General features: G+C 38.0%; 12 protein-coding genes. 4 read left to right on the top strand and 8 right to left on the bottom strand.

Going from position 1 to position 13,305, the window contains the following annotated elements:
* Positions 1-39: 39 nt before the first annotated feature.
* The 3 genes from ACO03U_RS05930 to ACO03U_RS05920 form a co-directional block, all read right to left on the bottom strand.
* Positions 40-846 carry a gluconate 5-dehydrogenase gene (locus ACO03U_RS05930; protein ID WP_204686136.1) on the bottom strand — a complete coding sequence of 269 codons (807 nt, stop codon included), beginning with the start codon at positions 844-846 and terminating at the stop codon, positions 40-42.
* Positions 847-1,088: 242 nt separating this feature from the next.
* Complete coding sequence (locus tag ACO03U_RS05925; RefSeq protein WP_204686138.1) at positions 1,089-1,847, bottom strand: IclR family transcriptional regulator; 759 nt, start codon at positions 1,845-1,847, stop codon at positions 1,089-1,091.
* Positions 1,848-2,079: 232 nt separating this feature from the next.
* Positions 2,080-3,279, bottom strand: coding sequence for an MFS transporter (locus ACO03U_RS05920; RefSeq protein ID WP_204686140.1), 1,200 nt, complete (start codon positions 3,277-3,279; stop codon positions 2,080-2,082).
* Between the two features lie 117 nt (positions 3,280-3,396).
* Here ACO03U_RS05920 and ACO03U_RS05915 point away from each other — a divergent pair, with 117 nt between their 5' ends.
* Positions 3,397-4,320, top strand: a complete 924-nt coding sequence (locus ACO03U_RS05915) for a helix-turn-helix domain-containing protein (RefSeq protein ID WP_204686142.1) — start codon at positions 3,397-3,399, stop codon at positions 4,318-4,320.
* A 152-nt stretch (positions 4,321-4,472) separates the two neighbouring features.
* On the opposite strand, the gene ACO03U_RS05910 is transcribed toward ACO03U_RS05915, so the two are convergent.
* The 4 genes from ACO03U_RS05910 to arsC all read right to left on the bottom strand — a co-directional run bounded on the left by ACO03U_RS05910 (position 4,473) and on the right by arsC (position 7,933).
* Positions 4,473-5,144 (bottom strand): Type 1 glutamine amidotransferase-like domain-containing protein, encoded by a 672-nt coding sequence (locus tag ACO03U_RS05910; RefSeq protein ID WP_204686150.1) that lies wholly within the window; start codon positions 5,142-5,144, stop codon positions 4,473-4,475.
* Positions 5,145-5,669: 525 nt separating this feature from the next.
* Entirely contained in the window at positions 5,670-6,278 is a 609-nt protein-coding gene (locus ACO03U_RS05905; RefSeq protein ID WP_204686158.1) for a Fic/DOC family protein, read from the bottom strand.
* Complete coding sequence (locus ACO03U_RS05900) at positions 6,271-6,486, bottom strand: hypothetical protein (protein WP_204686160.1); 216 nt, start codon at positions 6,484-6,486, stop codon at positions 6,271-6,273. The genes ACO03U_RS05905 and ACO03U_RS05900 overlap by 8 nt, the downstream gene beginning before the upstream one ends.
* A gap of 1,039 nt (positions 6,487-7,525) precedes the next feature.
* Complete coding sequence (gene arsC, locus ACO03U_RS05895) at positions 7,526-7,933, bottom strand: arsenate reductase (thioredoxin) (RefSeq protein ID WP_002372037.1); 408 nt, start codon at positions 7,931-7,933, stop codon at positions 7,526-7,528.
* Positions 7,934-8,290: 357 nt separating this feature from the next.
* Here arsC and cadC point away from each other — a divergent pair, with 357 nt between their 5' ends.
* Positions 8,291-8,650, top strand: a complete 360-nt coding sequence (gene cadC, locus ACO03U_RS05890) for a Cd(II)-sensing metalloregulatory transcriptional repressor CadC (RefSeq protein ID WP_002372035.1) — start codon at positions 8,291-8,293, stop codon at positions 8,648-8,650.
* On the top strand, positions 8,647-10,764 hold the full coding sequence (gene cadA / locus ACO03U_RS05885) for a cadmium-translocating P-type ATPase CadA (protein ID WP_002372033.1): 2,118 nt from the start codon (positions 8,647-8,649) through the stop codon (positions 10,762-10,764). The genes cadC and cadA overlap by 4 nt, the downstream gene beginning before the upstream one ends.
* 220 nt (positions 10,765-10,984) lie before the next feature.
* Here the strand turns inward: cadA and ACO03U_RS05880 are convergent, their stop codons facing one another.
* Positions 10,985-11,797 (bottom strand): helix-turn-helix domain-containing protein, encoded by an 813-nt coding sequence (locus ACO03U_RS05880; RefSeq protein ID WP_002403997.1) that lies wholly within the window; start codon positions 11,795-11,797, stop codon positions 10,985-10,987.
* Between the two features lie 161 nt (positions 11,798-11,958).
* Between ACO03U_RS05880 and ACO03U_RS05875 the strand changes: the two genes are divergently transcribed.
* Positions 11,959-13,302 carry a replication initiation factor domain-containing protein gene (locus tag ACO03U_RS05875; RefSeq protein ID WP_423104418.1) on the top strand — a complete coding sequence of 448 codons (1,344 nt, stop codon included), beginning with the start codon at positions 11,959-11,961 and terminating at the stop codon, positions 13,300-13,302.
* Positions 13,303-13,305: the final 3 nt, after the last annotated feature.

Here is a 13,305-nt window from a genome sequence, read left to right as displayed (position 1 = left end):
GGCGGTGCCAGCCCTTCACCCTTTTTAGTTCACAGTGGCTTAAGGTTGTTTCCCGATATAGGCTAAGATTCCGCCATCGACATACAAGACATGACCATTGACAAAGTTTGAGGCATCTGATGCCAAGAAGACGGCTGGTCCTTGCAAGTCTTCAGTAGTCCCCCAACGAGCTGCTGGTGTTTTAGAAATAATAAATTGATCGAAAGGATGACGGCTACCATCTGCTTGCAATTCCCGCAATGGCGCAGTTTGTGGTGTTGCAATATAACCAGGTCCAATCCCATTACATTGGATATTCGCTTCACCAAATTCAGAACAAATGTTACGCGTCAACATTTTCAAGCCACCTTTAGCTGCTGCATAGGCAGAAACAGTTTCGCGACCTAATTCACTCATCATCGAGCAGATATTGATGATTTTGCCATGACCTTTTTTGATCATACCTGGGATAACAGCTTTCGCCACAATAAATGGCGCGTTTAAGTCCACATCCACTACCTGACGGAAGTCAGCTGCTGACATTTCTAACATTGGAATCCGTTTGATGATACCGGCATTATTAACTAAGATGTCGATCCCACCAACTTCTTTTTCAATCGTTGCTACCAATTGATTCACTGCTTCTTCATTCGTCACATCGCAAACATACCCTTTGGCAGTAATTCCTTCTTCGGCATAAGCTGCGATTCCTTTATCGACTAATTCTTGGTTAATGTCGTTAAAAACGACTTGGGCGCCGGCTTTAGCATAAGCTGAAGCAATCGCAAACCCGATTCCGTATGAAGCGCCAGTGACTAATGCAACTTTGCCTTTCAAATTAAAGGCATCTAAAGTAAATTCTGACATTTTTCTCCTCTTTTCCTATTTGGAAAATAAACTTTCCAAATAAACTTATTTCATTTGTGATTATATGCGCAACGTTACAAAAAAACAACCCCTTTTTTAAAAAAATGAGAACCCTTTTAAAACCAAAATCTCCAGCAATTAGCAAATCAGTTTGCGGGAGGGGAAAGCCCTTTAAAAAAAGACAAAAAAATACTGCTTCACTCAAAAAAGTGAAACAGTATCTGCTATTTTCGAAAATTAACCTAGGCTTCCAAAGATTTTTCGATAGCGGCTTTCGTTTTTTCGATCGCTGCGACCACGGTTGTCTCAAATTCAGCTGTGTAACGAAACTTAGGAAAGCTGACACTCATGGCGCCAATGGTCTGCCCATTATCCTCTAGTTTAACCGCTATACAGTAGCCATCATTTTCTTGCTCTTCATCATCAATCGCATACCCCCGCTTGCGAATAGCAGTCAAATCCTGCCGTAAAGCATCAGGGGAGGTGATGGTATTTTTAGCATAAGGGACCAGTTCCGTTTTTGCCAAATATGCTGTCAATTCCGCTTCGCTAAAACTACTCAAGACCGCTTTCCCCATGCCAGAGCTATAAAGCGTCCGAGCCAAACCCACTTGTGACGTCATATAGATTCCTTTATTTTTGGGTTCCAGCTTCTCAATATACACCACTTTATCATTTTCCAAAATAGAAAGGTGAATGGTTTCATCTACCGCTTCCAACAACTGTTCTAAATGGGGTTTCGCTACCGCTAGCAAACGTTGTGCCGCGATATTTTGAGTTTGGTATTCCATAAATTTCGAGCCCAAGTAATACAATTTATCTTGATCTCGAATAACGTAACCAATGTACATCAAGGTTTCCAAAATTTTGGATAAATTCGATGGTGAAATCCCTGTTTCTTTTGATAATTGCTGGATCGTTTGACCTCCTTTTTTCGCCAAGGCATCCAGAATCTCCGCCGCTTTTAACAACACCGATCCGTAAAGTTTTTTTTCGGTCACATTTTTCCCCCGCTTATCTACACTATTCTAACAACTAATGCTTCCTGATAAGTATATCACTTATTTTCGGATTCGTTGTCACTCTTATGAAAACTTGCGGGATGCTAATAAAACCTTTTCAAAGAACTTAAAAAAAGATTCTTCCCTAAGAGAAAGAATCCCTAAACGCTATGAAACTGACGACTATTTTCGCTTTTGTTGGCCGCTTGTTTCAACATTACCCACAACCATCTTACACTTTAACTTTTTTACTTTCCTTCACTCTCAACTGGTTGAGTAAGATTAAGTTAATCACCAAAATCAATGGAAAAATCGTCCCAGCAAGCATTCCTCGCTGCAAATTATTATCTGACTGTTGCGTCACCACGCCAATCATGCCTGGTCCTAATGCGCCGCCGAGATCACCGGCCATCGCTAGAAAAGCAAACATCGCTGTCCCGCCAGCAGGCAGACGCCCCGCCGATAGACTGATGGTCCCTGGCCACATGATCCCCACCGAAAACCCGCAAAGGATACAGCCAATTAAACCAAATACCGGCAGTCGGGACAAGGAAGCCAACAAATAACAAAACAGACAAAGAATCCCCGAGCCCATCATGACTTTTGTCAAATCCAGTTTCTCGCCGTATTTACCATAAATCACCCGGCTAATCCCCATCATCACCGCAAACAGACATGGACCTGCAATATCCCCTACGCTTTTGGTAAAGCCAAGAGCTGATTCCGTATAAGCAGAAGCCCACTGCGACATGGCCAACTCTGAAGCACCAGAGCAAACCATCAACACTACCGCTAGCCAGAAAAAAGAGGTCTTAAAAAGTTTTGCCACTGGCATTTCTTTACCGTTTTCCACCGGCTGTTCAATGGGGCATACCGCAAAATTATAGATATTGATCAATGGAATCACCGCCCACAGACAGGAAAGCCACTGCCAATGTTCAATTCCAACCGTCGCAAAAAATAACGTCGACAACAAGATAACCGCCACTGATCCCCAACAATAAAAAGAGTGTAACAAACTCATGGCAGCTTCTTTGTGCTCAAAGGGACAAGCCTCCACGATTGGACTACACAAGACTTCTGTCAGTCCACTACCAGTGGCATAAATCATCGTACTAAGCAAAATTCCTGTGAAAGGATCCGGCAACAATACCGGTAAAAAGGCCAGACCAATCAACCCGATCGCAGAAAATAACTGGGAGCCCACTACGCAACGGCGGTAGCCAATTTTATCAGCAAAATGAACACACAGATAATCCACAATTAACTGGGTAATAAAAAACACCGATGAAATCAAAGCAATTTTACCTAGAGAAATCTGAAATTCATAATGAAAAGTCAAAAAAAGTAGTGGCGCAAAGTTAGCTGCTATCGCTTGGGTCACAAATCCTAGATAACAAGCCCACAACGTTCGACCATAGCTTTTTTGCATCTTGACATTCCCTCCTTTTTACAATATGTTTTCATTGAATTATATCATCAGATACAAGGTGAAAAGAGGAATAATATCGCAATTTTATTGCACTATATCGTAAAACAGGAGGAGCGAATGAACAAGCAAACTACGGTTAACAGTATTCTTACTGATGAAACGATGCGGGAAACCGCCCATCACGGTAGTACCGACTACCCCTTTTGTTATTATTACGAGAACGTCTGGGACTTTGATTTTCATTGTATCGACTGGCATTGGCATCCAGAAGTCGAGTTTGTCTATGTAAGTACTGGTCGTATCACCTGTTTGATTGGCAGTCAGCGCTATATCCTTTCCGCCGGTCAAGGAATATTTATCAATACTCAAGTTATTCATCGCTTCGAAGCGGAAGATGAAGCGATCATCCCGAATATCGTCTTTTCACCTCGTTTACTCGCTTCTCCCGACAGCCGGATTTATCAGAAATACCTCAAACCAATCCTAGACTCTTCGGTGGCATGTGTCATATTCTCAGCAGAAACCAAACAAGGGATTCTGGCCACATTACTGGAAATTTTTGCCCTTCAAGAAGCAGAAGAGTGCTCGGAAATCGCTACCGTACAATTACTCCTAAAACTCTGGCAACAAATGTACGATTGCAACGATTTCAGTGAACGTCGAAACTCCCCTTCTGCCCATAAACAGGCCCAACTACAAATGATGATGCAGTTTATCCACAAAAACTACTCCCAGCAAATCACTCTGGCAGACATTGCCAAGTCGGTGTCAGTGAGTAAGAGTAGCACCCTGACACTCTTTAAAGAATACCTCCATACCACCCCAGTGAACTATTTGATTGATTATCGGCTTAAGCAGGCAGCTAATCTGCTGATTACCACCGATAACCATGTCGGTACGATTGCCCAGGATACTGGCTTTGAAACGACTGCCTATTTCTGCCGGCAATTCAAAAAATTATTTCAACTGACGCCAAGAAAATATCGGCAGGCAGGGCGGAAAAGAACAGAGCCTACTCACTATCCAGCTGAATCCTCCTGAGACCAACCTATTTTTCACCGCCAGCCTTTGTTTTTCTCCGCCATTTCAGCTTGCTTGGCGGAGAAAAACAGACTTGCAGCTTTTTCTTAATTTTATCGGTAGGAAGCAATGATTGAGAAGTTCAAACTAGATTTGCTTATTTTATCGATGACCTATTGCGACTGTTGCTCATATTTTTCAACCTCACCAAGCGTTAGGATACTGTCGCCTTCAACGATCACCGCACCGGCATTTCCAATTCCATAGACAACCTTCTTCTTTTCCTTCAAACAACGCTGGATACTTGCCTGCATGGTGGAATCGTCTTTCTCAAAATGAACTTCCACATCAAAATCTGTGAGCAAATCCAACCCCTCATAGTAGCTATATTCTTTGTAATGGTCATCTTCAGTAATATGGAAATCTTGAATCTGAACCATGGCACCGGCACTGAACCCAATAATTGTGCCATTGAACTGCTGAATAGCATCTATTAAGTTCTTTTCTTTTAGCCTGTCAAAGAACTCATCCGGTGCTCCTCCAGGCAAAAAGAGAACCTCCGCCTCGTTAATCTTTGCTTGCAATGCTCTAGAGCTATCTTCAAAATAATTTCCCCAGCTAATCTCTTCTTCTCTAACCCCATAACTGGTCAAAGCTTTTAGCATCGGTCTATAGTACTCGCCCTCCGGTTGGCCATAAGCCTGAATCCATTCTTCGGAAGAGTGAATGTATTCCGCTGCAAACGAAAAAGCCAAGATGAATACTTTTTTCCCAGCCAGATATTTTTCTAACGCGCTACTCCATTCTTCTTTTTCCGAAAATAAACTCATTAAAATATTGGTCATGATGCCTTCTCCTCCCTATTTGCTTGATGGTCATTCTTCATTCAAAAACCGGCACCATCGCAAATTCTTTTATTCTATAAATTATAGTACATGAAATCCTAATAACAGACACCTACTTATGCAGATTAATTAAGGTATCACAGCGCCCCTACGCGTAGAAGTGTGAATTCCTTCGTCATTTTACTTCATCATTTCATTTTATTTCACATTATAAAAGAAAATAGCGTATTTATTTGCGTCCCACAGAATAAAAAAAGCACCTTCCAAATGAATGGAAAGTGCTTGAAATCGTTGGTATAACAACGATTAACGTTTTGAGAATTGAGAAGCTTTACGAGCTTTTTTAAGACCTGGTTTTGCTTATAAATAACACAACAAGTTTGATTACCTTTTAATATCAAGGTTTTTATAGATTTTCCCCAAATCTATATATCAATCAATTTGAACTGATTTCAAGCAACTCGCACATCAAAAAAATACGCAAGCCAGAACATGACTGCTTTTTATAAATAACAGAAACCAATTTTAAAAGTCATTAATTGCTTCACCCATGATTTTTAAGAAATAACCTTTTTCAGGAGCCTCTTCAACACAATATAGCACCAATGATTTTCTTACATAGTTTGCATGGTCTCGTAAAAATTTAGAGTTTAGTGGAAAGCCTTTCGCGTTTGCAAACAAGCCACCAAACCGAATGATCGTCCGCGTGTTCCCTTCTCGAAAAGGATGAATCAGCCACAGTTTAGCAATTAGATCAGAAAACAATGGTATTGTTTCTTCTAAACTAATTTCTGACCAGGAAACCTGATTCAATTTATCAAGAACAGCCACAATCTGATCAGTTAACGAAGAAGTATCCCCATACCTTAAGGATACACCGCCTAAAACCTCTTCTTCCTTAAAAATATCAATCGTTCTTAGCTGCCCAGCCCAAGGATATAAATCACCAAATATATAGCCGTGAATCGCAAGGAGAGTTTCATAGTTAAGTGATCTATTCTCAAACCAAGCGTCAATATCTAGTAACTTTAAGTAGGTAATATCTGCCTCTGCCTTATCAAGAAGCTCTTTATTAGTTATCCCTAAATGGTTCTTCAAAACATCTGTACCAGGAATTACATAGGGATCAAACATTTTGTAAACCCATATTACGGTATTTTTCAATAACCGATTCTAAAGCATCTGCAATTTCAATATTTCCAGCAACATACTCTTCTACTAATTTCATCGTATCTTCTGAGGGAGCTGCTGCATCTAATGTTGAGTAGCTTAAGGCTACATTACGAAGTTTTTCACGCTCGATTTTTGTGGTGTTTTTTATTGAATATTTATAATCAGACATCTCCTACCAACTCCTTAAAAATCTCTTGATGAATAGTATAGCATGAATCAATATTTTATTTATTGATGAAAGTATACTTTTGAGAAAAAAATATGGTTTAAAATATTCCTATTTTAATATCTCCAAAGCCCGTTAAGCTACATAGACTTCGAAGTCCTTGTCGCTACAAATAAACATTCAATATTATTACCTTCGTATATTAATCAATCTTGCATGAGACAATAGCATTTTGAAGCTTTATATCTATACCCCTATCAAATTTTTAAAACTAATATTTCTCACTGTACCTAGAATAATTAGTAACAATATCATCAATAATATTTATTCGCAATCAAACAAGATAAAAAGAACGATTAAATAGTATCTGACCTAGGTCTTAAAAACAGCCAATTCAAAATCTCGTACATTTTTTCGTACCTAAGCGTACAAAAAAAGACACTCTCCAAAAATTGGAAAGTGCCTGAAACGTTGATATATAAAGGATATTAACGTTTTGAGATGTGACTCGTACTTATTACAAGTACTTCTATCAATAGAAATCCAATTATATCAACATTACAAACATCTAAAAAACAGTTTGATATGGATAAAATAGGATTAATATTGATATTACTTGAACCAATTTGAACCAAAGATGAATGGTAGTTGAATACAATTTTCTTACTAGTTTATCAATCTTTTTTAGAGTTATTCCTCCCCTCTTATTTATTTGAGACCGTATTGATGGCTGGATAGCTGTCTAATAGGGGTTTCAAGGCCAGAATTAGCTAAGCTACTAGATTCTCGAATAATTGTATAAGCCGGTCACACCTACTTAAATGTGATTGAGAAGGTCAAATATAGGGTCAAAAAATACTCGTCAGTATGTCAGATAGATAAATCCAATTTTACGCCAAAAGCAGATCCTTTTCTCTTAAAATAGTAAGAGCCATCGAAGATTTATGTTTCACTTCGCACGGCTTTTACTTTAATTTTCCAATTTATCAAAAGGACATTTTACGTCTTTTTATCTTTTACCGAGATAGATGACAGTTGCTACTTAATCTAGCAAATTCGCTACACGACTTTTTATATCATCTCTAATTTCTCTGAATTTATTAATGATTTCTTCTTCTGTTCCAGTTGCTTTGGCTGGATCTTCCAAATCCCAATGAACATGCTTAATCCCTTTTGGAATTACTGGACATTTATCTTTGGCATCGCCACATAGCGTAATAATTAGGTCTGCTTGATTAAAATAATCCATATCGATCAAATCAGATGTTTGCGTAGAGATATCTATCCCTTCCTCAGCCATTACTTGAACGGCTCTAGGATTTAACCCATGTTGTTCAATGCCGGCGCTTTTAATTTCAAATTCATCTGTTGGCAAAATCGCTTTCCCATAGCCTTCTGCAATTTGACTACGACAAGAATTGCCTGTACATAAAAAGTAAATTTTTCTCATTATTATTTCCTCCGATATCAGACAATTCTGATGGATTTTGAATGAACCAATTTTTTTGTGCGATTAGATATTTTAACTAACAGTAACATGACTGGCACTTCAACTAAGATGCCAACTGCCGGCGCTTATGTAAAAATATAGATAATCATCTATGTTTTGTCAAATGCTTCTGTCTTTCAGTTCAAATTAATTAGTTTATTATTTGCATTCGATTCAATCTAATTTGAAAATCACTACTTATATAGATGCATCCATACAATCTATATAACTCCTCACATATTCAAATTAAAATTTGATTATTCTATTAATCTATGATACACTACATTCAAATATCCGTTAGAATAAAGGAGGAGCTGTATGAAAAACGAAATTTGTGAAATCTCATGTGTTCATGAAGATAAAGTTTTACTAGGAAAAGAAAAGTTACAAACTGAGGATATTTCGAGCTTAAAAAGTGTCTTCAAAATTTTAGCTGATGAGAATCGCTTAAAAATTATCTACGCCCTAAGTTATGAGGATGAATTATGTGTATGTGATATCGCAGCAACTATCGAGGCAACCGTGGCAACAACCTCACACCATTTATTATCATTGAAAAAAAATGGAATTGTTGTGAGTCGGAAAGTAGGGAAATTGGTTTATTACTCTATCAAGAATGATAAATTTGTCCAACTACTAAATTCCAAACTGTATTTAGAAGATGAGGTGCTAGTATGAGTGAAAAAAAACAAGTCTATCGGGTTGAAGGATTGAGCTGTACGAATTGTGCGGCAAAATTCGAAAAAAATGTTTCTCAAATACCAAAAGTTACCGATGCAAAAGTAAATTTCGGTGCCGGAAAAATCTCTATCGAAGGCGAAGCGACTATTGCGGAAATTGAAGCTGCAGGAGCTTTTGAGAATCTTAAAGTTCAGTCCGAACATGATACAGAACCTCGCATTGAAACAAAAGAGCCTTTTGTGAAAAGAAACTGGAACCTATTGGTTTCACTGTTTTTAATTATTTTGGCATTAGGATCTCAAGTAGTTAACGGTGAAGATGCGCTATTAACAGAAGGATTATTTATACTAGCGATTATTATCGGCGGATTTAGTTTGTTTAAAGAAGGATTTTCAGACCTATTAAAATTGAATTTCTCAATGGAATCTCTTATGACAATTGCAATCATTGGTGCTGCAATTATTGGCGAGTGGACTGAGGGCTCAATCGTTGTTATCTTATTTGCAATTAGCGAAGCTTTAGAACGGTTTTCAATGGATAAAGCAAGACAATCAATACGTTCCCTAATGGATATTGCTCCGAAAGAAGCATTAATTAGAAGAAATAATGTTGAACAAATGATTAATGTTTCAAAAATCGAAGTAGGCGATATTATGATCATTAAGCCTGGACAAAAAATTGCTATGGATGGTCAAGTCATTAAAGGCCATTCCTCAGTAAATCAGGCTGCGATTACCGGTGAATCTGTCCCTATTGAAAAAAATATTAATGATGATATCTTTGCAGGAACGATTAATGAAGAAGGTGCACTTGAAGTCAAAGTTACAAAGCATGTGAACGACACGACAATTGCCAAAATTATTCACCTAGTTGAAGAAGCACAAGGTGAACGAGCACCTGCTCAAGCATTTGTCGATAAATTTGCGAAATATTATACACCCACCATTATGGTGATTGCCGCATTAATCGTCATCGTTCCCCCATTATTTTTTAACGGAGATTGGAATACTTGGTTGTATCAAGGGCTCTCTTTATTAGTTGTTGGCTGTCCTTGTTCTTTAGTAATCTCAACACCTGTGTCTATCGTTTCAGCAATTGGAAACTCTGCTAAAAATGGTGTTTTGGTAAAAGGCGGTATTTATCTTGAAGAAATTGGTGGCCTCAAGGCGATTGCCTTTGACAAAACAGGAACATTGACTAAAGGAACACCAACGGTAACAGATTTCACTACAGTTGATTCAAAAGACGAAGAGAAATATTTCTCAATTATTACAGCATTAGAATCATATTCTCAACATCCTCTCGCGTCAGCAATCTTAAAAGAAGCTGATAATAGAGCGATTTCTTATAAATCAGTAGTTGTTGACGAGTTTACTTCAATTACTGGAAAAGGAATACAAGGAAACATTGAGGGGATTACCTATCTTGTAGGGAGTCCAAAGCTTTTTGAATCTATCTTAACAGATAACTCAAAGATTATTGAAAATTACCAAAGACTTCAGCAACAAGGAAAAACAGCAATGCTCTTAGGAACAGATAAACAAATTTTAGCAGTCATTGCAGTAGCTGATGAGTTAAGAGAATCAAGTAAAGCAGTCATTGAAAAATTACATGATTTAGGAATCGAGCATACGATAATGCTGACTGGTGATAATGCTACAACTGCTCAGTCAATCGGAAAACAAACAGGTGTAACTGAAATAAAAGGCGATTTGATGCCTCAAGATAAATTAGATTATATTAAATCACTTAAGGAAACCTATGGAAAAGTCGCCATGGTTGGTGATGGTATTAATGACGCACCAGCATTAGCTGCCTCAACAGTCGGTATCGCAATGGGTGGCGCTGGAACAGATACAGCTTTAGAAACAGCTGATGTAGCTTTAATGGGTGATGACTTACAGAAACTTCCCTTTATAGTTAAATTAAGTCGACAAACATTGAGAATCATTAAGCAAAATATTACCTTCTCATTGGGAATCAAACTATTAGCATTATTACTTGTAGTTCCAGGCTGGTTAACGTTATGGATTGCTATCTTAGCTGATATGGGAGCAACTATATTAGTTACCTTGAACGGCTTACGACTGATGAAAGTTAAATCTAAATAGACAAGTAGTAGCATAAAAAGAGGAAAGACTAGCGACGGCAGCGCCGTATAAGCTAGTCTTTCCTCTTTTTAATGCTGTTGCAGGACGGCGTAGCCGGACTGCATGGGCAAGCCCCTCTTTCTAACAGGGGGCTAACAAAGAACAGGAAACTGTGACAACTACCCATTTGGGAGTGTCCTAGCAGTATTTTCTTTGTCACGTGCTTATAAAGCTTGTCACTTTATTTTGATGATGGATACGCTGCGTTTAACAGATGTTCTTTCTCGACTTCCATCACGAATGGCAGATAAAGATATTGTTGTTCTAGTAGATATTGATTGTCCTCTGTGTACTGATAAGAAGCGGTTTCTTTTGAATACACCAACGGGGCAATTCGCACATCTCCGGTTGATTGATTGATCGAGTATAAAAGAATGACTTTTTCAACTAGTTTCTTTGGCAAATGTTTCCCAAAATAGGAATAGGATTCTTGATTTGCTAAATAGACGAGTAAGCGATCCACACTAAAGTTGGAGAAGGTAAAGGGCATCATGTGCAGAATATGATTTTGATTATCATGGTGTAAATAGAGTTGCGCTTCTTTACCAAAATTGGTTGAACCAAGGTAAAGTTGCTTTTTCTCATCGATACATTGGAAAGTAAACTGGTCTTGTTCGGTTGGTGGAATGAGGTTTGTAATAAAAAATTCAATCATCCGATCCATTTCTTTTTCACTGACATGACCTGCTTGTTTCAGTTCGTCTACTATCAGTCCTTCAATCTTAGGATCAAGCTTACCTGCCTTCTTTTGAAGCATTTCTAAAATGTATTGATTCTCTTGATCACCATACAGAAGATATTCATTGGTGACATGACCTACCTCCGCAATCTGGTGAAGAGTTTCGGTTTTTGGAAGATTAATCCCGCGTTCCCAATTATTGACAGTGCTTCGTGGTAAATCACCAATTAGTTTGCCAAATTTCTCCATACTCAACTTTAACTCTTGGCGAATCTGGCGAATTCGATTGCCCACTGCTTGCTTGTCTATCTCCATGAAAAAACCTCCTCATGATAAGTTCTTAAATTTATTATACGTGTGTACTTAAAAAAAGTCAAAATATATTGACTTAAAATAAATACAGGCGTACAATCCGTTTGTACTTAAAATAAGTCTGAAGGTTCTTTGACAAGTAAATAGCAGAAGGAGGTTTTTCTATGAATCAAGTGAATCAACATGATCTCGGGGAATCGATTCGAGTTTCTCGAGAAGAAAGGGGGTGGACCCAGCGATATTTAGCAGAAAAAGTAGGGATTTCGAGATCGTTATTATCAAAGGTAGAAAAAGGAACGAGACAATTAAGTGAAGAAAAATTGAATCTTATACTGGATAGTTTGCAAGAAGCGGTCATTCCAGTTAACCGTGTTTTGATTGATTATCTAACCATTCACTTTTTCTCGAATCAACATTTAAAGTTGATTGAAGAGATTATTGGCATGCCTATTGAACGCTTTGAGGAACTGGATTATGCACCAAAGGGCTATATTGGGCAATATGTTTGGAATCAAGTAATCACGATTCGGTATTCCATTGACGATACGGTAAAAGGAACCGTAATGGAGTTTTCAGGTCAAGGCTGTAAACATCTTGCCATGCGTTTGAAGACCGCAAAATCAAACTGGCAAGAGTTCTTTCGTAAGGTATTAGATTATCAGGGAAACTTTACACGGATTGATTTTACTTTAGATGATTTTGTGGGGAGTCTCAGCATTCCAGAACTGAAGCGTAAGGTAACACTAGGCCATGTGTGGACCACTTTTCAAGTGAGTGAATCTCATGGCGGTACGGATATCATAAACAATGAATCAAATGGTGAGACCTTGTATTTAGGCTCAAAGAAGAGTCAGTGTCGCTTTTGTTTTTATCAGAAGGATTATGAACAACGCAAAAGACGAGGAATTCCTTTAGAAGAAGCAGAAGTAAAAAATCGCTTTGAACTACGGTATCGAAAAGAGAAAGCGCAAAGCTTGGCAAAGATTATTTCAAGAACCCATGATTTAACCAAACTGTTCTTTGAGTTACTTAATGGCGCAATTTGTTTTTATGACCGTGATCCAAATGATCCAGGTGCAAAAGTCGATAAAAAATGGGCAGCCTTTATTGGCAATCATGGCGCAATCACCATTTCTTTAGAAACAATTCCTCAAAGCTTTGAAAAAAGTATGAATTGGTTAATTCACAGCGTTTCTCCCACCCTCGCATTTATTCAAGAGGTAGATAATCATTTTGATTCAAATTTGATTAACGAGATTATTAGCTGTGGGGAACTTAGTTCACGGCAGCAAAAAATATTAGAAAATTTGATTGCTGAGCCTGATTATTATCAGGAAGAAGTAGAATTTTATATCCAGTGTCTTCAAAATATGAAGACAGAAAAAATACACAAAAAAAAGCAAAGCACAGCTTACACATTAAAATGTATAAACGTACTCCGCCCTAGACAAGTTGAGTATAGCACATTTCCTTGTGTCAGCCAAAAAACATTTTTGGAAAGGAAATAGACT

The sequence above is a fragment of the Enterococcus diestrammenae genome (assembly GCF_049384045.1).
GTDB lineage: Bacteria > Bacillota > Bacilli > Lactobacillales > Enterococcaceae > Enterococcus_C > Enterococcus_C diestrammenae.
This window is presented reverse-complemented; position numbering and strand designations above follow the sequence as displayed.